This is a genomic window from Kitasatospora sp. NPDC058406, from assembly GCF_042722765.1.
Taxonomy (GTDB): Bacteria; Actinomycetota; Actinomycetes; order Streptomycetales; family Streptomycetaceae; genus Kitasatospora.
This window is the reverse complement of record NZ_JBHXKE010000144.1, coordinates 4,796-23,795: the sequence shown is the minus strand read 5'-3', so window position 1 is coordinate 23,795 and position 19,000 is coordinate 4,796. Positions and strand designations below refer to the sequence as shown.

Below are 19,000 nucleotides of genomic sequence, written 5' to 3'. Positions count from 1 at the left end.
CGCCCATCTGGGTGCCGGAGAAGCCGATGCGGGGGACGAGGTTGTCCTTGGCGCAGGCGGAGGGGTCGGGGCCGTTGGTGCAGATCTGGTCGTCGGAGGTGAGGAGGGCGATCTTGGCGTCCTTCGCGGCCTGGACGACCTGGGGTCCGACGGCGGGGTCGGGGACGACGATGACGATGCCGTTGGTCTTCTGCGCGATGGCGGCCTGGACCTCGCTGATGGTCTTGTTGGCGTCGTTGCCGAGGTTCACGACCTTCAGGTCGACGCCGAGTTCGGCGGCCTTGGCCTTGGCTCCGGCGGCCTCGCCGACGAAGTACTCCTGGTCGCCCTGCTTCTGCAGGTAGGTGATCGAGATCTTTCCGTCGACCTTGGCGACCGGGGCGTCGGCGGCCTTGGTCGACTCCTGGCCGGTCGAACACGCGGTGGTCAGACCGAGAGCGAGCAGCAGACCCGCCGCGGCGACGGTACGGCTGGTGGAACGGAACATCGGGAGCTCCTTCGAGCGGACGCCGGAAACGGCGCGTGGTGCGGGGCGGGAGATGACAGCGGCCCTGGTGGTCATGGCCGGTCGTGGGGGAGTGGGACTCGCTCGGGCTGATCGAGGCGAGGCGGCTAATCCCTCATGAACAAACATTTTCCAACGGGACGCCACATATGACAGCCGTGTCCATCGTTGGCGTCAAGTGGATTCGACGGTTGACATCACCTTGTGACCATCGAGTGGAGTGACTGCCGGGCCGGTCGGAGTCCGGATTCGACGGACCATCAGTTCGACTGATCGTGCGCGGAGTTGGTTTCGGGATCGACTGGCCGCCGGGGCGGTGCGAACGCCCTCGACGAACGCTGTGGAGGAATCGGCGCGCGGTGCGGCGCGCTCGCGGGCCCCGACTTCGGCGCGGAATGCCGGTACGGAATCACCGCCGGGGCGGCGCGGGTCGAGGCGCCCGTCCCGGGTCGGCGGCCGACCGGAATCGCCTGCGGAACGGCTATCCGATCCGCACGGCAGTGGACCCGTCAAGGAATTGCGCCGAGTCCGGTCCAATGACCGAATACCGACGGAAACCGGGCCCCGGAGAGCCGGCCTGTGCGGTCGCCCGTGCGGTTCGGGTCCGGCCCGTGACCGCAGCGCCGGTTCAGCCCCCCCCGGGCGCGGCGCCGGTACCCGCAACCTGGTGGCGAACCGCGCCTGCGACAGCACCAGGTGCACCCCGCCCAGCAGCGGCGCCCGGTCGCCCAGCGCCGAGCGCACCACCGGGGGGCGGCGACGTGCGCCCGCCGGTCAGCTCCCGTAGAGCCGCCCGCAGCGGTTCGGCGAGCCCCTCGCCGAGAGCGGCGAGGGGGCCCCCGAGGACGACGACCGAGGCTCCCGGCCCGGCGAAACGGCGCAGCCGCGGGGCGGACGCGGTGCCCGCGTCGGCGGAGCAGGCGGCCCTGATCGGTCCCGGCCGGGTCGGCCCCATGTCGTCGACGTGAGGCGCGTCACTCGCCGGGTGTCCGCGGACGGGTATGCGCGATCATGAGTGGAATGGACACTCGATTCCTCAGTATCGCCGAACTGGCCGAAGTTCCCTCCGTGGCGGTCGTGGTGGACGTCATGCGTGCGTTCACCGTGGCTGCCTGGGCCTTCGCCCAGGGGGCGGAGAAGATCGTTCTTGCCGGGTCGCTGGACGAAGCCCTGGCGCTCAAGGCCCGCCACCCGGACTGGGTGGCGCTCAAGGACGGCCCGATGGCACCCGGGTTCGACACCGTCAACTCGCCGGGAATGCTGAGGTCCATCGACCTCGGCGGGCGAACCGTGGTGCAGAAGACCACGGCGGGGACGGTCGGCGCCCTCGCGGTCAAGGACGCGTCGCTGGTGCTGTGCGCCGGCTTCGTGGTGGCGGAGGCGACGGCCCGGCTCCTGCGGGCGCGCGGGAGCGACAGCGTCACGTTCGTGGTCACGGGCGAGGACGGGCAGGCCGACGAGGACCTGGCGTGTGCTCAGTACATCGCCCGCAGGGCCGTGGAGGCCGGGCCGACGGACGCTGCCGAGTTCCTTCGCCGCGGTGCCGCGTCACGCGCCGCCGCCGAACTGACCGAGGGCGTGCGTCAAGGCGTCCACCCCGACGACGTCGAACTCTGCCTTGAGCTGGACCGGTTCCCCTTCGCCATGGTGGCGACCTCGGAAGGCCCGCTCATGGTCCTGCGTTCGCACACCGTGCCTCCGTCGACCGGCGACGCCCTGGTCTGAGCGCCGGAGCGCGATCCCGAGCGGAAAATGAGTTGCCCGCGGGCCGTGGTCTCGATCACGATCGCCCGCATGGACTTCTGATAGCTGCCACGTAGCAACGCCGACCTGTCGCGCGGTCGACCTCGGGGCCTGACGGCTGGGCCCCGAGGCGATGGCTCGCGCCCTCGTGTGCATCCGTCAGATCCCAGGAGCCCGGGCCCGGCCTGTGAGAGCTCCTGCTGAGTCCTGAAAGCAACCACCTCCCTATGAATACCGACCGCAAGGCCCTGTGGGCCGTGCGTCAGTCCGCCCTGCCCGCCGTCGTGCGATCCTGCCCGGACTGCTCCGGCGCGCGCCACCGGCCCTCGGGCAGGATCCGCGTCAACGCGAACGGCAAGCTCCTCGACGTCTGGCTCCTCCTGAGCTGTGCGGGGTGCGACCGGACCTCGAAGGTGCCCGTCCACGAACGCGTCCACGTCTCGTCGCTGGAGCCCGCCCGCCGGGTGGCGTACGAGACCAACGACCCCGCCGTGGTGCGGGAACTGACGATGAGTGCGTCGCTCGCCGCGAAGAACGGGTACCGGCTCGACTGGGCCGGCACCTGGGAACTGGAGACCCGTACGCCCCTCTACGCACTCGACGACCCGACACCCCTCACGGTGCTGGTCGGCTTCGAGCTGCCCGTGCCGGTCCGCGTCGAGCGCCTGCTCGGTCTCGGTCTGGGCCTCAGCCGCACCCAGGTGCGCCGCATGGTCGGGGACGGGCGGATCCGACTGCCGCTGGCTCCGGACGCCAAGGCGCACGAGGACTTCGAGCTCACCGTCCACGGGCCCGGCTCCGTCGACGCCGCGAAACACGCGAAGCTCCCCGGCACCCCGACCGACCTGCGCGCCGACCTGTGCACTGACCTGTGCGCCGACCTGAGCACCGGCCTACTCGCCGGGCTGAGCACCGATCCGGGCGTCGGCCCGGGCCGGCTCGGGTTCCGCGGCGCCCCGCAGCAGTCGTCGCTGACGGCGGCTGCGGGAGCGTAGGAGGGTTGACAGCGGGGCCTCCTGACGGCCTGTCGGCACAGCCGGCATTCGAGCCGCCGGGAGGCCCCGCGCCGCGCGGCACCGGCCGGGCCCCGCTCCCCGGACGGGCCCGGCGGCCACGGTCGGGGCCTTGGGGCGTCCCGGCCGGGGCGCAGACCGGCCACTCCGCGAGGCCCGCCGGGCCTGCGGGGCCGGGGGCGACCTCCCGGCCCGTGGCGCGACGGCCGTCCGATGCCCGCAGGTCAGGCCGCCCCGGTCGCCGCCCTCGCTGGTCTGCCGCAGGGCGGGGCGCAGTGACCGGCGAGGTGGCTGAAAGTTTCATGTCATATGACCTGTGACATTGTTCTGACCTTCATTCGATGACAGGATCCACGCCAATCTCCTTCACTCAGTCTGACCCCACGTCAGGCTGCCCCCACTCGAAGAAGGACTCGGCGTGCACCTGCGCATACGACTCACCACCCTCGCAGCCGGCGTCGTCGCCTGTTGTGCCACGGCCACCGCCGTACTGCCGGCCCAGGCCCTCGCGGCGCCCGCTGCCGTGACCGCCGGACCGGCCCCGACCGCGACAGCCGCGGTCACCGCCGCAGCGAAGCCGGCGGGCCAGTCCGTCGCCGGCGCGACGACGGGGTCGGAGAAGCTCGGCACGCCCGCCGCCCCGCTGACCCCGGCGCTGCTCAGCGAGTCCCTCATGGGCGAACCGGCCGCCACGGCCGCGGAGACGGCCGCGGCCCGGTCCGACTCCCCGGGGGCTCGGGCCCGGTCGGGCGCGGCGGCCGAAGCCACCGCGCAGAGCTGCACCCCGGCGGACTTCGCGGGTCGTACCGGTGCCGATCTGGTCGCGTTCCTCAAGAGCTCGACCACGGACTGCGTCTCCACGCTGTTCACCAGCGGCAGCACCGACCCGGGCATCTTCAAGCAGTCCCGGATGCTGCCCGTCGCGGCCGCCTTCAAGGAGCTGGCGGCAGGCTACACCGGCGACAACTCGACCAACATCCTGCAGCTGGTGCTCTTCCTGCGGGTGGGCTACTACATCCAGTCCTACTACCCCGACGCGGCCGGCCCGTACACCGGCACGCTCACCACCGCCGTCAAGGCCGGCCTGGACGCGTTCCTCGCCGGCGCCCGCTGGCACGACGTCACCGAGGTCAACGGCGGCGTGCTCAGGGAGGTGCTGACGCTCACCGACAGCGCCAACATCCAGGCCGACTACCTGGGCGTCTACAAGCGGGTGCTGGACGACTACGACAACTCCTACAACGCCTTCCCGAAGATGGTCGGCGCGGTCAACTCCGTGCTGAGGTTCCCGCTCTGGCGGGGCAACGCCAACCCGAACTTCGTCACCGCGCTCGGCGCCGACCCGAGCCTCGTCACGTCCCTCGCCAACTTCGCGATCAACCACAAGGACCTGATCGGCGGGCCCAACGCCGTCCTCGACACCAACGCGGGCAACGACCTGGCCCGGATGGCCGGGAGCAGCGCCGCCGTCGAGGCCGTGGCCAAGCCGCTGGTCAAGCGGGTGCTGGACGCCGCGCCGCTGCTGACGGCCGACGCGCCGCTGTACGTGCACACGGCCTTCCAGGCCACCGTCTACAACAACAACCAGTGCTCGTACTACGGCATCTGCGACCTGCCCGCCAAGCTCACCTCGGTGGTCCTGCCGAACCAGCTGGTCTGCGACAACCGCACCGTCCAGGCCCAGGCCCTGTCGGCCGCCGAACTGGCCACCGTCTGCGCCAGCCTGCGCAGCCAGGACGCGTTCTTCCACAACGTGGTCAAGGACAACGGGCCGATCCCGAACCAGTACAACAAGACCGTCACCCTCGGGATCTTCGCCAACAAGACGGACTACACCACCTACTCGTGGGCGATCTTCGGCAACTCGACCGACAACGGCGGCCAGACCGTCATGGACCCGACCGACCCGAACAGCCGGGCCGTCAACGTGATGTACCAGAAGGCCTGGAACACCGGTGACCCCGCCCGGGTGTGGAACCTCAACCACGAGTACACCCACTACCTCGACGGCATCCACAACATGAAGGGCAACTTCACCACCCAGACGTCCGTCCCGGACATCTGGTGGGTCGAGGGCCTCGCCGAGTACATCTCCTACAGCTACCGCGCCACCACCGACACCGACGCGATGACCCAGGCCGCCCTGCACACCTACAAGCTCAGCACCATCTTCCAGAACACCTACGGCAACGCGGACTCGACCCGCGTCTACCCGTGGGGCTACCTGGCCGTCCGGTACATGCTGGAGAAGCACCCGGCCGACGTGTACAGCATGCTGGGCCGCTTCCGGGTCGGCGACTACGCCGGCGGCTACGCGGTCTACAACAACCTCGGCACCTCCTACGACGCCGACTTCGACGCCTGGCTCACCGCCTGCGCCGCCGGTGCCTGCTACGCCGCAGGCCCGACCGCCCTGTTCGACTCGTCGGTGAACGGCGCGACCGTCAGCGTCACCGAGCGGTCCGTGCAGACCGGCCCGGGCCGGATCACCTCCTGGCACTGGACCTTCGGCGACGGCACCTCCTCGGACGAGCGCAACCCGAGCCACACCTACGCGGCGGCCGGCACCTACACCGTCGCCCTGACCGCCACCGACGACACCGGCAGGGCCGCCACCACCCCGACCTCGGTCACCGTGACCGCGGCCCCGGTCGCCCTGCCGAACTGCACCGAGCCGCGCACCGACGCGATGGGCCGGAACTGCTCGCGGACCGGCCGCGCCGCGACCGCCGGGAACACCGACTACCTGTACGTCTACCTGCCGGCCGGCACCACCACGCTGAAGGTCACCACCTCCGGCGGCACCGGCACCGCGCACCTGTACTACAACCCGGGCACCTGGGCCTCGCCGAGTGCCTCCACGGTCTCCTCCACCGGCACCGGCACCACCCAGTCCCTCACCGTCACCAACCCGACCGCCGGCTACCGCTACCTCAGCCTGTACGCCGTCACCGACTTCAGCGGCGTCACGGTCAGCACCCAGTTCTGACCCCTGGCCCCTGATCCCTGACCCGCCGAAGTGCTCCGGGCCGCCCCGGCGCCGCGGACGACGAGGGGCCGCGGGCGCCGAGGGGCCGCGAAGCAGTCCGTGCACGCGCTCGGCCGGGACCTCCCGGCCGAGCGCCGCCGGGCTGCTCCGCGGCCGTCCGTCCCGCCCCCGACAAGCCGCTCGGCCCGTCGAAGCGGCGCGCCTCAGGGCAGGATGCCGGCCCCGCGCGCGGCCGTGATCCACTGCGGGAACTGGGACAGCAGCCGGTCGTACAGCTCGGGATCGGGGACGGTGCCGATGTCGTCCACCGCGAAGAAGCCGACGTTGTCGACGCGCCGGCCGGGCAGGTCGTCGAACCGCTGCAGCACGCCGTAGTCGGATCGGCCCAGCCCCACGAACTGCCAGAAGAGCGGCTCCTGCGCCGATTCCCTCAGCTCGCGCTCGATCGCGGCGTTGAGGTGGACGCCGCCGTCGGAGAAGAACAGGACCAGGGTGGGGACCGTCGCCGGGTTCCCCCGTACGTAGTCCCGGACTTCGGCGATGACCTTCGGTTCGTCGTTCGAGATGCCCACCGTCGTCATGTCGACCTGACCGTCGAGCAGCCCGGACCGACGCCCGCGGCGGCCGAACAGACGCCCCAGCTCACCGACCCGGACGTGCAGCCGCAGCCACTCGGGCAGGTCACCCACCCGCAGATCGGGCAGCCGGGCCGGGTGCGTCGCGAAGGTCCAGGCCGGCATCGCCCCGCCGTCGTCCAACTGGGCCGCGACCGGGACGATCCGCTCCACCACGTCGGCCACCACGCCGTCGGCGTACAGCGACGACATCGAGCCCGAGGCGTCCAGCACCAGCACGACCCGCGCGGCGATTCCCGCGGCTCCGTGCTTGTCCAGGCTGACCGCGACCTGCTGCTTGCGCAGCGACAGCCGTTCGCGCATCCCCGGGGGGAGGTGCTCCTCGCCCTTCCCCGGCTCCGGCGCCGACGACGCAGGCCGGGACGGCTGCGGCTGCGGCTGCGGCTGTGGCGGCTGCGGCGGCGGAGCCACGGGCCGGTCCTGGGCGGGCCCCTCCTCCACGGTGATGCCGAAGTCGGTGGCCAACCCGGCCAGCCCCGCCGCGTAGCCCTGCCCGACGGCACGGAACTTCCACTGCCGCCCGCGCCGGTACAGCTCGCCGCCGACGAGGACGGTCTCCGGCCCGGCGTCCGTCGCGAAGCGGGCCAGCCCGGTGCCGGTGCGGGCGTCGGACAGCCGCAGGCACAGCCCGGGCACCGCGCCGAAGCTGCCGCCGTCCACCGACGCGGCCAGCACGATGCGCTCCACCTCCGGCTCCACCGCCGCCAGGTCCACCTCGATCCGGTCCGTGGCCGCCCCGGCGCCACCGGCCTTCCCCAGGTGCGTCACGGCGCCCGACGCGTGCCGGGGCTGGTTGTAGAAGACGAGGTCGCCGTCGCCCCGCACCCGCCCGTCCGCAGCCACCAGCACGGCGGACACGTCGACGTCGGGCGTACCGGCCCCGGCCGACCAGCTGAGCTCCACACTCACCACGTCGGCATCGATCGGAATGTTGGCGCCCTTGCTCAGTGATCGATCGTCCATGGTCACAGTCTGCCGAAACCGGCCCCGGCGGTCGCGCGGGGGCCGGTTCCCGCTCCCCGCCCGGGGAACGGGAACCGGCCCGGAACCGTCACCGGAACCCTCGACGCCACCGGTGCGGTCCGGGACCGACCGGCGTCAGCAGGCCTTCCAGGAGGAGATCGCGTCGTTGAGCACGTTCCCTCCCAGGTCGGCGATCTGCTGACCGCTGTCCAGCCTCAGGTACCTGCCCTGGAAGTCGTTGTGCTCCCAGAAGCAGAGCCGCTGTCCGCTCCCGTTCGTGATGGACGAGATCGAGTCCTGGAAACGGGCACCCTGGTCGAGGTTCTTGAGCGGGTCCTTCACCCAGACACCGCCGACGACGCAGTCGTCGAAGTGGGCGTTCCGGCAGACGACCACCGTGTCGCTCGTCACAGCCGCACCCCCTGCGGAGGTGCGCCCGGCTGCGGTGGCGGTCCCGGTCGAGGTGGCCGACACCGCCAGCGCCGCCGCGGCCGTGGCGAGCGCGACCAGGTACTTCGTCGAACGGCCAGTCATCTGTCCTCCTGTACTCGGCGAACCGGGGCGGTCGAGCCCCGGGGCCGCCGGGCACCTTCCGTCCCTGGCGGTCAGTCATACGACCGGGCAGCACGCCCCGTTGTGACAACGCCTTCACGCACCCCCCTTCCGAACCCACCGTCCGGGCCGCGGTGACCGTCGGCCGGGTGAAGCGGATCCGCGCCTGTTGTCCGCCCCTCCCCGGAGCGCCTACCCTGCCGGTGTGACCTCGTCCTCCTCGTCGGCGCGGGGTGCCGCGTCCACGCCCTACCTCCACGGAAGCCCGCCCGGAGCGCTCCCGGTGCTCGGCCACCTGCCCGCGCTGGTCCGGGATCCGGCACGCTTCCTGGCGCGGCTGCACCGCTACGGGGACCTCGTGGAGGTCCGACTCGGACCGAACCGGCTGGTGGCCCCCTGCCACCCGGAGCTGCTCCGGCAGGTGTACGCCGACGACCGCACCTTCGACAAGGGCGGGCCGGTCTACGGGCGGTTCCGGGAGATCCTCGGCAACGGGCTGGCGACCTGCGTCCACGCCGATCACCGGCGCCAACGACGCATGCTGCAACCGGAGTTCCGCCCCGACCGGCTGGCCGCGTACGCCGAGGTGATGACCCGGGAGGCGGAGCTGCTGGCCGGCTCCTGGCGACACGGCGACGTGGTGGACGTCTTCCCCGCCTGCTACCGCTTCACCCTGCGGGTGGTGACCCGCACCCTGCTCGGCACCGAGGCCCCGGACGTACTGTCGGACCGGCTGCAGCACGCCTTCGAGACCGCGTTCGCCGGCGCCCTGCGGCGCGTGGTGCGGCTGCCCGCGGGCCCCGGCTACCGGACGGCGGTCCGTACCCTGGAACGGACCGTCGCCGACCTGGTGCGCGACCACCGGGCCCACGGCCCCGGCCGCACCGACCTGCTGGCCGGACTGCTCGCCGCCCGCGACGACGACGGCCGTCCGCTCTCCGACACCGAGGTCCACGACCAGGTCGTCGCCCTCCTGCTGGCCGGAACCGAGACCACCGCCTCCCAGCTCTCCTGGACCCTGCGGCTGCTGACGGCCCACCCCGAAGTCCTGTCCGCCGTGCAGACGGAGGTCGACGCGGCGCTGCCGGGCGGCCGGCCCGCCCGCTGGACCGACCTGCCGCACCTGCCGCGCACCGACCGGGTCCTGACCGAGGCGCTGCGGCTCTACCCGCCCGGCTGGGTCCTGCTGCGCACCTGCACCCGGGAGACCGAACTCGGCGGGCGCACCCTGCCGCGCGGCGGGCAGGTGCTGCTCAGCCCGTACGTCGCCCACCACAATCCGCGGATCTTCGCCGATCCGGACCGCTTCGACCCCGACCGCTGGCTCCCCGATCGGGCCGCCGCCCTGCCGCGCTGGGGGTTCGCCGGCTTCGCCAACGGCCCGCGGCAGTGCCTGGGCGCCGACTACGCCCGCGCCGAGGCGGTCATCGCGCTGGCCACCGTCCTGGCCCGCTGGCACCCGGTCCCGGCGCCCGGCCGGCGGCCCGACGACCGCCCGGTGCGGCTGACCACCGTCCTGCGCCCGCACCGCCTGCACCTGCGCGTCCTCGACCGCGAGCGGCCCGCGGCCCGGACGGGGGACCGCCGCCCGGACGCCGGACCTGCCTGACCGCGACGGACCCGTGCGCCCCCGGTGCGGAAGGTCACGCTCCGTCCCGGACGGGCCGGAGTCGCCGGGCCGACCGGCGTGCCTCAGACGGCCAGTGGCCGGGTCACGGGCGTGCCGACCCGGACGAGAGCGGCCCCGGGGACGCCGAACGTGAGGACCCGCTCCGCGTCCCGGGAACGCTGGACGCCCTCGTCGAGGATGCCCACGAAGGCCGTCCGGGTACAGGTCCGGCGGCGGACCGACTCCACCCAGGCCGTCGTCATGGGCAGGCCCAGGTAGGCGAGTCCCCGTCCGTCCGGCCACGTCGGATCGAGCGCCCGGCCGGCCGGATCCACGCACCACGCATGGTGCACGACTCCTGCCGGCGCCGCGCGCAGCGCGAAGCCCTCGGTGTAGGTCAGCCCGGTGGCCGTCCGGGCGACGCGCCAGGCATTGCGGAACGGGCTGCCGCCGATGCTGCGCCTGGGCATCCCGGCCGGCCAGGGAGTGGGGGAGTGCAGCAGTCCCTGGGCGAGCACGACCGCCTCGGGGCAGGGAACGGCGGGCGAGACGTCGCGGCGCAGTGCGGCGACGAGGGCGGAGGCGCTGGCGGAGGACACCCGTCCAGCGTGGGTGTCGCCGCCGGGCGGCGCGACCGGGCGCTGCCCGCCTGGGTGACGGTGGGGACGGGTCCGGACGGCGGGCACCGGGCATGGCCGCTGCGGCCGAACCCGCGCAGCGGGCGGGTGGTCCCGGCCGAGACCGGCCTCCTGCGCGGGTACGGCGAGGGGCGGGGGTGCCGCCCGGCCCGGAGATGGTTCGCAGGAGGGCGGAACCGGCCGTTCGTCGGCGGGAATCGGTCGTGGCCGCCGCCCCGGCCGATCCGGCGGCCCTCGATGAAGTAGTCATGTACACGCGACTTGTGAGTGTGACTCGAACTGCGCAGACAGTGCCCGACCGCTCCTCTCGCACCGGCGGAGCGGCCCGCTGCGACAGCGCGAGGAACGGAGCTCCGACCGAGAGCGCCGTCCGACCCGGGCGGCCGTCGAGACGTGCCCCCGTGCCCGGTGGCCGACTCCGCAGGGCGGACCGCCGCGTGCGACCGAAGCACCTGCGTACCGAAGCACCGCGCTGAAGCACCTGCGTACCGAAGGACCTGCGTACCGAAGGACCGTGCTCCGTTTCCCGCGATCACCCCTGGAGTGTGCCTGTGTCATCGTCTCCGACAACCGCCGGGAGCCCGCCCTCCTGGTCCCGTACACGTGCACGCCGCCGGTGGACGGCGGCCACCGTCTCGGCCGCCCTGGTGGCGGGCGTGCTCCTCGGCGTGCAGGACGCCTCCGCCCGACCCCCGTCCGAGGCCCCGCACAGCCCCCGACAGCCGGCCGCGACGCAGCAACCGACCGGCGACCTGGCCTCCGCCCGGCTCACGGCCCGGTTGCAGGGGAAGCCCGTCGAGGTGCCGGCCGAACGCACCGACTCCTCCACGACCTGGGCGAACCCCGACGGCAGCGTCACCCTGGAGGTCGCGGCGGGGCCGGTCCGGATGCGCCGCCCGGACGGCGGCTGGGCGGACGTCGACGTCACCTTCGCCAAGCGCCCCGATGGCTCCGTCGCCTCGAAGGCCCACCCGCGCGGACTGGCCCTGGCGGGGGAGACGAAGGGCAGGCGGGCCGGCTCGTTCGCCGAGGCCGCCGGCGCCCCCGTCCAGGACCTCCTCAGTCTCACCGCCGGCGGTCGGAACGTCGCCATGCAGTGGCGGGGCGGGCTGCCCGCACCCCGGGTGGAAGGCGCCCGGGCCACCTATCCGGACGTGCTGCCCGGTGCGGACCTGGTCATCGACGCCACCCGCACCGGCTACGAGCAGTCCGTGATCCTCAAGAAGCGACCCGCGGGCCCGGCCGACTACACGCTGCCGCTGAAGGCGCCCGGAGTCAACGCGCGCCAGAACGACGACGGCGGCGTGACGTTCACCGAGGCCGCCACCGGACGCGAACTCGCCTCGATGCCGGCCCCGGTCATGTGGGACGCGACGGTCGACAGGAACTCCGGTGAGCACACCCACCGGGCACCGGTGGGACTGAAGGTCGTGCAGTCCGGCGACACCATCGAACTGCGCCTCAGCCCCGACGCCGCGTTCCTCGCCGACCCGGCGACCGCGTACCCCGTGACGGTCGACCCGTCGGACACCGTGCTCTCCGACGTCTTCGACACCTGGGTCCAGCAGGGCGAGACCGTCGACGCGTCGAGCGCCACCGAACTGAAGCTCGGCTGGCCGGGCGACTGGGCGGACGCCGCGCGGACCAAACCGCGCATCGCCCGCTCCTTCATCAGCTGGGACATGGCGCCCATCAAGGACGCCCTGGTCTCCAAGGCCACCCTGTCCCTCTACAACTTCCACTCCTGGGACTGCGCGAAGCCCGTCTCCTGGGAGGTATGGGACACCAACACCGCGACGACCGGCAGCCGTTGGACCAACCAGCCGGCCTGGCTGAAGAAGTACGCGACGTCCACCGAGACCCGCGGACAGAACTGCGCCAACGGTGCCTACGTGAACGCCGACGTCACCCCCCTGCTGCAGTACTGGGCGGGCCAGACCTCGGTGGGCCGCCAGGGCCTCGGCCTGCGCGCCGCCAACGAGGCCGACACCGGGTCCTGGAAGAAGTTCTACTCCGGCAACGCCGCCGCCGGTCAGATCCCGAAGCTCTCGGTGACGTTCAACTACCGCCCCCGGACCGGCACCGACCAACAGGCAGGCCCGCCCTTCTTCGCCGACAACGGCGTCTACACCGTCAACACCCTGACCCCCGTCCTGCGCGACACCTACACGGACTCGAACAACGACCGGATCAACGGCACCTTCCAGATCGTGGACGCGGCCACCGACCAGCAGGTCGGCGAGTACCTGGTGTCCCCGTGGGGCGCCAGCGGACAGCCGCTGTCGGCCACCGTTCCTCCCGGCCTCCTCCAGGACGGCCGGACCTACCGGTTCCGCAGCAACCCGTACGACGGAACCCACTACAACCTCTCCTGGTCGCCCTGGCGCACCTTCACGGTCGACACCCGGGCACCCTCCGCGCCGGGCGCCGTGACCTCGACGGACTACCCCTCGGCCTCCTGGGTGAAGGGAGTCGGCCAGAGCGGCACGTTCACCGTCACACCCCCGCAGGGCGACCACCGCTGGCTGGAGTGGACCCTCGACGGCACCACCTGGACGCGCATCGCCACCGACGGCACCACCACGCCGGTCGCCGTGCTCGCCACCCCGACCCGCGGCGGCACCAACACCCTTCAGGTCCGCAGCGTCGACCGGGCCGACAACCGGTCGGAACCCCTCGCGTACGAGTTCCACGTCGGCGCCGGCGGCGTCACCAGGCCGTCCGACGGCCGGCGCACCGCGGCACGGCTGCCCCTCCAGGCCGAGGCCGACGCCTCACGCTACGACGCCGTGACCTTCTCCTGGCGACGCTCGGACGCCGACGCCTGGGCACCCGTCCCGCCCGGCCACGTGAGCGCGGCCGGCACCCCGCTGACCGCCTGGCCGGTCGCCCTCAGCGCCGGCCGGAGCCCGCAGCTGGCCTGGGACGCCGCGACGACCGTCAGCCCCGACGGCACGGTGCAGCTGAAGGCCGACTTCACCGGCCCCGCCGGCGCCAGGGCCTCCAGCGACCCCCTCAAGGCGATCGTCGACCACACCGCCGACGGCGCCGCCACCGTCCCCGTCGGCCCCGGGGAGGTCAACCTCCTCACCGGCAACTACAGCCTCAGCCGCACCGACACCGCCTTCTTCGGGACGGCGATCACCCGCACCGCCTCCTCCCGTAACCCCCAGGAAGGCGGCGCCCAGGCAGGACAGGCCGCGATCTTCGGGAAGGAGTGGCTCTCCGGCACCTCCACCGGCCGGAAGGACTCCGGCTACACCGCGATCAACCGCACCTCGGCCACCTCCCTGGATGTCCTGCGGCTCGACGGCACGAACCTGCACTTCACCGCCGACGAGGCGGCCACCGGCTGGATCGCCGAACCCGGCGCCGCGCAACTCACCCTGACCGGCTCGTTCGCTGCAGGCTTCACCCTCACGGACACCGACGGCGGCACCGCGGACTTCGCACGCACCGACCCCGCCGCGGCCGCCTGGGCCCTCACCCGTTCGTCGACCCGCGGCCTCGACAACACGACCAGCACGATCGTCTCCCAGAACGTCACCGGACCCGACGGGCGGATCCTCACCCGGCCGCAACGGGTGATCAGCCCGACCAGCGCCGCGGCCTCGACGGCCTGCGCGGACGACCCGGCCACCCGCGGGTGCCGCGTCCTGGAATTCGTCTACGCCCCGACCACCACCGCGACCGCCACCACCCTCGGCGACGTCGCCGGACAGGTCACCGCGATCCGCCTGTGGTCCACCGAACCCGGCGCGGGCGCCGCCACCGCCGTCGACGTCAGCCGCTACGCCTACGACGGCAACGGCCGGCTGCGCCAGACCTGGGACCCGAGGATCGCCCCGGCGGTGCCGACCGCCTACGACTACGACACGGCCGGCCGCGTCACCACCCTCACCCCGCCCGGCGAACTTCCCTGGACCTTCGGCTACGGGCGCGTCGGCGGCTCCCCGGCCGCCGGGGACGGCATGCTGCTCGCCGCCTCGCGTCCGACCCTGGCCCCCGGCTCCGCCGACCAGGTCAACGGCACCGCCACCACCACCCTCGTCTACGACGTACCGGTCACCGGCAACGGCGCACCGTACGACCTCGGCCACACCGCCACCGCCTCCTGGGGCCAGCGGGAGACGCCCACGGACGCCACCGCCGTCTTCCCGCCCGACCAGACCCCCGCCGCCAACGACGGAACGCAGCTCCCGGCGAACGGCTACGGCCGCGCCGACCTGTACTACCTGGACGCCTCCGGCCAGGAGACCGACACCGCACGGCCGGGCGGAGCCCTCACGGTCACCGAACACGACGCCTTCGGCAACACCGTCCGCCGGCTGACCGCGGCCAACCGCGCGCTGGCCCTGGGCATCACCGACCAGGACCGTTCGACCCTCGCGTCCCTCGGGATCGCCGCCCTCGGCAGCGCCGAACGCGCCGGCCTGCTCTCCACCACGACGACCTACAGCGTCGACGGCAGCCGCGAACTGGAGACCCTCGGCCCCCTCCACTACGGCACGCTGGAACGGAAACTGACGGCTGGACAGACCGTGGTCGCCGAAGCCGGAACCCAACTGCCCCTGCGTCAGCGGACGGTGAAGGAGTACGACGGCGGCCGGCCCACCGACGGCACCGCCACCGTGCGCGACCAGGTCACCCGGGAGACCAGCGGCGGACAGCCCCGCATCGACACCGCACTGCTCGCCGACGCCCGCGTCACGGCCACCGGCTACGACTGGGCCAGGGGGCTGCCCAGCACCACCGTCCAGGACCCCGACGGGGCCCGGCTCACCACCTCCACCGTGTACGACGCCCAGGGACGGGTGACCGGCGCGAGCCTGCCGGCCTCCACCGGCACCGACGCGGGCACCACCGTCACCGCGTACTACACCGGGGACGGCACCGGAGCGTGCGCCGGCCGGCCCGAGTGGGCGGACCAGGTCTGCTCGGTCGGACCGGCCGCCGACATCACCGGCGGGGGAGCCAACCCGGTCCAACTCCCCGTGAAGACGGTCGAGTACAACCGGTACGGCCAGACCACCAGCACCACCGAGACGGCCAACGGGGCCCAGCGGACCACGACCACCGGCTACGACGGGGCCGGACGCCAGACCCGGTCCGCCGTCAGCGGGCCCGGCCAGGAGGTGCCCGTCGTCACCACCGGCTACGACAGCGCCAGCGGGCGCCAGACCACCACGGCCGCCACCGGCTCCGGCACCGTCACCACGGTCTTCGACCGCCTCGGCCGCCTCACCGCCTACACCGACGCCGACGGGGGCACCACCACCACCCAGTACGACAAGCTCGACCGGCCGACCCTCGTCACCGACACCGCACCGTCCACCACCACCTACACCTACGACACGGCCGTCGAACCGCGCGGCCTGGCCACGTCGGTGGGCGACTCGGTGGCCGGCACCTTCACGGCCCGCTACGACGCCGACGGCACCGTGACCGGCACCGGCCTCCCCGGCGGCTACACCATGCGCCAGCTCAAGAGCCCCACCGGGACCCTCTTCGACCGCACGTACACCCGCGACAGTGACGGCACGACCGTCCTGAGTGACGGGATCAGCACGACCGTCCACGGCCAGTGGGCCACCCACACCGCGACCTTCGGCTCCGCCTCCCAGCAGGCCTTCGGCTACGACACCGTCGGACGCCTCACCCGGACGACCTCGGCCGCCGACGGCGTCTGCACCACCAGGACCTACGCCTTCGACCGCAACACCAACCGCACCGCCCGGACCTCCGCGAGCGCCGCACCCGGCGCCGAGTGCACGCCGTCGGGCGGCACCACGGAGCAGCACGCCTACGACTCCGCCGACCGCCTGGTCGACCCCGGCTACGGCTACGACGCCTTCGGCCGCACCACGACGCAACCCGGCGCCGCCACCTCCTACTTCGCCAACGACCTCGTGCGGCAGCAGAGCACCGCCACCGACCGCCAGACCTGGACGCTGGACCCGGCACTGCGGCTGCGGGGCTGGGCCACGGAGGTCAACCCCGGCAGCGGTTGGAGCACCGCACGCACCGGGCTCAACCACTACGGATGCGCCTGCGACAACCCCACCTGGATCGTCGAGGACACCGGCACCGGCGACCTCACCCGCCAGGTGACCACGCCCGCCGGCGGCCTCGGCGCCACCACGGCCAGGACCGGCGGCGTGGTGCTCCAACTCGCGAACCTGCACGGCGACATCGTGGTCGCCCTGCCGCTCGACCCGGCGAAGCCCCCGACCGCCGTGACCTTCGACGAATACGGCAACCGCCTCCCCGGCGCCGCCCCCCTCCGGTACGGCTGGCTCGGCGGCCAGCAGCGCTCGGCCGAGACGCCCACCGGGGCCGTCCTGATGGGTGTGCGGCTCTACGCCCCGGCGCTCGGCCGGTTCCTGACCACCGACCCGATCAAGGGCGGCAACGCCACCGCCTACGACTACGTCTCCCAGGATCCGAACATCCGCTTCGACCTCGACGGACAGTGGAGCTGGGGCTGGGCCCGCAAGGCATGGACCTGGACCAGGCCCTTCCTGATCAAGTGCGGCCGCGGGGCCTGGGCCTCCCGCAGCTACGGCTACACCTGGCAGCAGAAGGCCGCCGCCATGGCCATGGGATGCTTCATCCACCAGATCTGACGATTAGTCACCACAGCGCTCCACCTCGACGCCCGGCCCCCGGAACCCACCCGGGGGCCGGGCGTGCGGTGGACAGGGGTCAGGGTTCCCGCCGGGTGCTCAGGGTGCTCGGGGCCGGAGGGAGGCGGAGGGCTGCGATGTCCTGCTGGGCGGCGGCGGAGAGGGGGACGCCCCAGGCCCGGTAGAAGGCGGTGAGGTCCTGGGCCGCCACCTTGCTGGTGACGAGGGCGAGGTTGGCCCAGCGGTCCGTGCCCCGGGGCGGGGCGGAGCGGACCAGCTTCTGGACGGCGGGCCAGAAGTTCTCGCCGTACTGGAGTGTCAGCTGCTGCAGCATGACGAGCTTCTCGAAGGCGTCGAAGGAGTCCGCGTAGGAGACTCCGCTCGTGCCGACCTTGGGCAGCGCGGAGTCGTAGACCTTCTCGGCGACCAGGCGCGAGGGCCGGCCGAACGCCTTCTCCACGGCGAGCGAGTAGATGTTGACCGAGACCTCGACCACCTCGGACGGTTCGACGGAGCGCTGCTGACGGTGGTGGCCCTGTTCGTGCCAGATGCCCCAGCCGGTGGCGGCGCCGTCGGCGATCCAGGGGGCGGAGTCGTCCTTGAATCCCATGTAGCCGTCGGTGGCGAAGGCCGCGCCGGCCCGGCGTTCCACCTCGGTGTAGTGGAACGGGAAGACACCCGGGGAGTCGGGCCCGGGGGCGGTGGTCGCGTCGGCAGCGGTGGGGGCGGCGAGGGCGGCAGTCGCGTCCTCGATGCCCCGGGCGCATTCGAGGTGGCGCAGCACGGTCTCCGGTGAGTTGTAGGAGAAGCGGGCCGCGGTGTCGCGGGTGAGGGTGACGACGGTCCGTCCGGCGACGAACTCGGCGTAACGGGTGGGGCGTTCGGCGAGCTGGGTGCGCCACTCGGCCGCGGTGGTGCGGCCGAGGACGAAGACCGGGGCCGCCTGGACGTCGCCGGTCAGGGTGACGGTCGTCCGGTCGGCGGCGGTGCCGTCGAAGGCCAGGTAGACCATGCCGCCGCGGTGGTCCTGGACCTGGGTGGCCCCGGACGGTCCGGCGGTGTGGCGGCGGCCGGCGGTGAGGCCGGAGCCGACCGGCGGGCCGACGACGACCCGCAGCCGGCCGGTGCCGGCGGTGCCGGTGACGGTGGCGGTGAGCTGCGCCCCGGGCGGCAGGTAGAGGCCGGTCGGCCGGAGGTCGGAGGGCAGTTGGGCGAGGTCCTGGCGCTGCCGCTCGTCCTGGGCGGAGGGCAGCCCGGTGAGGGTGACGGTGTAGGGGCGGTCAGGCTGGGGCGGGACGAACGGGTCGAGGCCGTCGGGGCCGGTGGCGCGGGGGCAGGCCGGGGCGGTGAGCGCGGCTTCGGCGCCGGGTGCGGATTCGGCCCCCTCGGCGGAGAGCGCGGTGATGCGGTAGCGGTGAACCCCGCCGGGGCCGAGCCCGCCGTCGCGGTACTGCCGGTCGGTGGTGACGGCGATCCGGCCGCCGTCGCGGTAGACGGCGTATCCGGCGGGTGCGGGGCCGGGCGGGGCGGTCCAGCGGACGGTGGCACCGGTGGGGGATTCGGCGGTCGCGGAGGCGGCGCCGGGGGCGGCCTGGGTCCGGGCGGTTGCCCGCCCCACGGCGGCCCGGGACCCGGGCCCGGGGGGGTTGGGGCCCCCCGTGGCCCGGGGTGTCCCCGCGCCCCCCCCGGTAGCGGTGTTGTTGGTGGGGGGGGGGGGGGGGGCCCCC

10 protein-coding genes are annotated in these 19,000 nt (G+C 73.3%); 5 read left to right on the top strand and 5 right to left on the bottom strand.

From position 1 onward, the window contains the following. Positions 1–487 (bottom strand): substrate-binding domain-containing protein (locus tag ACFWOG_RS25695; RefSeq protein WP_380361141.1); only part of this gene is annotated, 487 nt, incomplete at its 3' end. A 1,038-nt stretch (positions 488–1,525) separates the two neighbouring features. Between ACFWOG_RS25695 and ACFWOG_RS25690 the strand changes: the two genes are divergently transcribed. The 3 genes from ACFWOG_RS25690 to ACFWOG_RS25680 all read left to right on the top strand — a co-directional run bounded on the left by ACFWOG_RS25690 (position 1,526) and on the right by ACFWOG_RS25680 (position 6,250). Further along, positions 1,526–2,230 carry a 2-phosphosulfolactate phosphatase gene (locus ACFWOG_RS25690; RefSeq protein ID WP_355409459.1) on the top strand — a complete coding sequence of 235 codons (705 nt, stop codon included), beginning with the start codon at positions 1,526–1,528 and terminating at the stop codon, positions 2,228–2,230. Positions 2,231–2,475: 245 nt separating this feature from the next. Further along, entirely contained in the window at positions 2,476–3,243 is a 768-nt protein-coding gene (locus ACFWOG_RS25685; RefSeq protein WP_380361140.1) for a DUF1062 domain-containing protein, read from the top strand. Positions 3,244–3,679: 436 nt separating this feature from the next. After that, on the top strand, positions 3,680–6,250 hold the full coding sequence (locus ACFWOG_RS25680) for a collagenase (RefSeq protein ID WP_380361139.1): 2,571 nt from the start codon (positions 3,680–3,682) through the stop codon (positions 6,248–6,250). Positions 6,251–6,453: 203 nt separating this feature from the next. On the opposite strand, the gene ACFWOG_RS25675 is transcribed toward ACFWOG_RS25680, so the two are convergent. Together ACFWOG_RS25675 and ACFWOG_RS25670 are read right to left on the bottom strand one after the other, a co-directional pair. Beyond that, positions 6,454–7,848: a VWA domain-containing protein gene (locus tag ACFWOG_RS25675; RefSeq protein ID WP_380361138.1), complete on the bottom strand. Its 1,395-nt coding sequence runs from the start codon at positions 7,846–7,848 to the stop codon at positions 6,454–6,456. A gap of 135 nt (positions 7,849–7,983) precedes the next feature. Then, on the bottom strand, positions 7,984–8,382 hold the full coding sequence (locus tag ACFWOG_RS25670; protein ID WP_380361137.1) for a peptidase inhibitor family I36 protein: 399 nt from the start codon (positions 8,380–8,382) through the stop codon (positions 7,984–7,986). A gap of 223 nt (positions 8,383–8,605) precedes the next feature. On the opposite strand from ACFWOG_RS25670, the gene ACFWOG_RS25665 reads away from it, so the two are divergent. Further along, a complete protein-coding gene (locus ACFWOG_RS25665) occupies positions 8,606–10,009 on the top strand; it encodes a cytochrome P450 (protein WP_380361136.1) in 1,404 nt (467 codons plus the stop codon). Positions 10,010–10,092: 83 nt separating this feature from the next. Here ACFWOG_RS25665 and ACFWOG_RS25660 read toward each other — a convergent pair whose 3' ends face one another. After that, the gene (locus ACFWOG_RS25660; protein ID WP_380361135.1) at positions 10,093–10,608 is read right to left on the bottom strand and encodes a hypothetical protein; all 516 of its coding nucleotides are present in this window, start codon (positions 10,606–10,608) and stop codon (positions 10,093–10,095) included. Between the two features lie 686 nt (positions 10,609–11,294). Between ACFWOG_RS25660 and ACFWOG_RS25655 the strand changes: the two genes are divergently transcribed. Next, on the top strand, positions 11,295–17,273 hold the full coding sequence (locus ACFWOG_RS25655) for a DNRLRE domain-containing protein (RefSeq protein ID WP_380361134.1): 5,979 nt from the start codon (positions 11,295–11,297) through the stop codon (positions 17,271–17,273). Between the two features lie 79 nt (positions 17,274–17,352). Here the strand turns inward: ACFWOG_RS25655 and ACFWOG_RS25650 are convergent, their stop codons facing one another. After that, on the bottom strand, positions 17,353–18,891 hold the full coding sequence (locus tag ACFWOG_RS25650) for a M60 family metallopeptidase (RefSeq protein ID WP_380361133.1): 1,539 nt from the start codon (positions 18,889–18,891) through the stop codon (positions 17,353–17,355). Positions 18,892–19,000 lie beyond the last annotated feature (109 nt).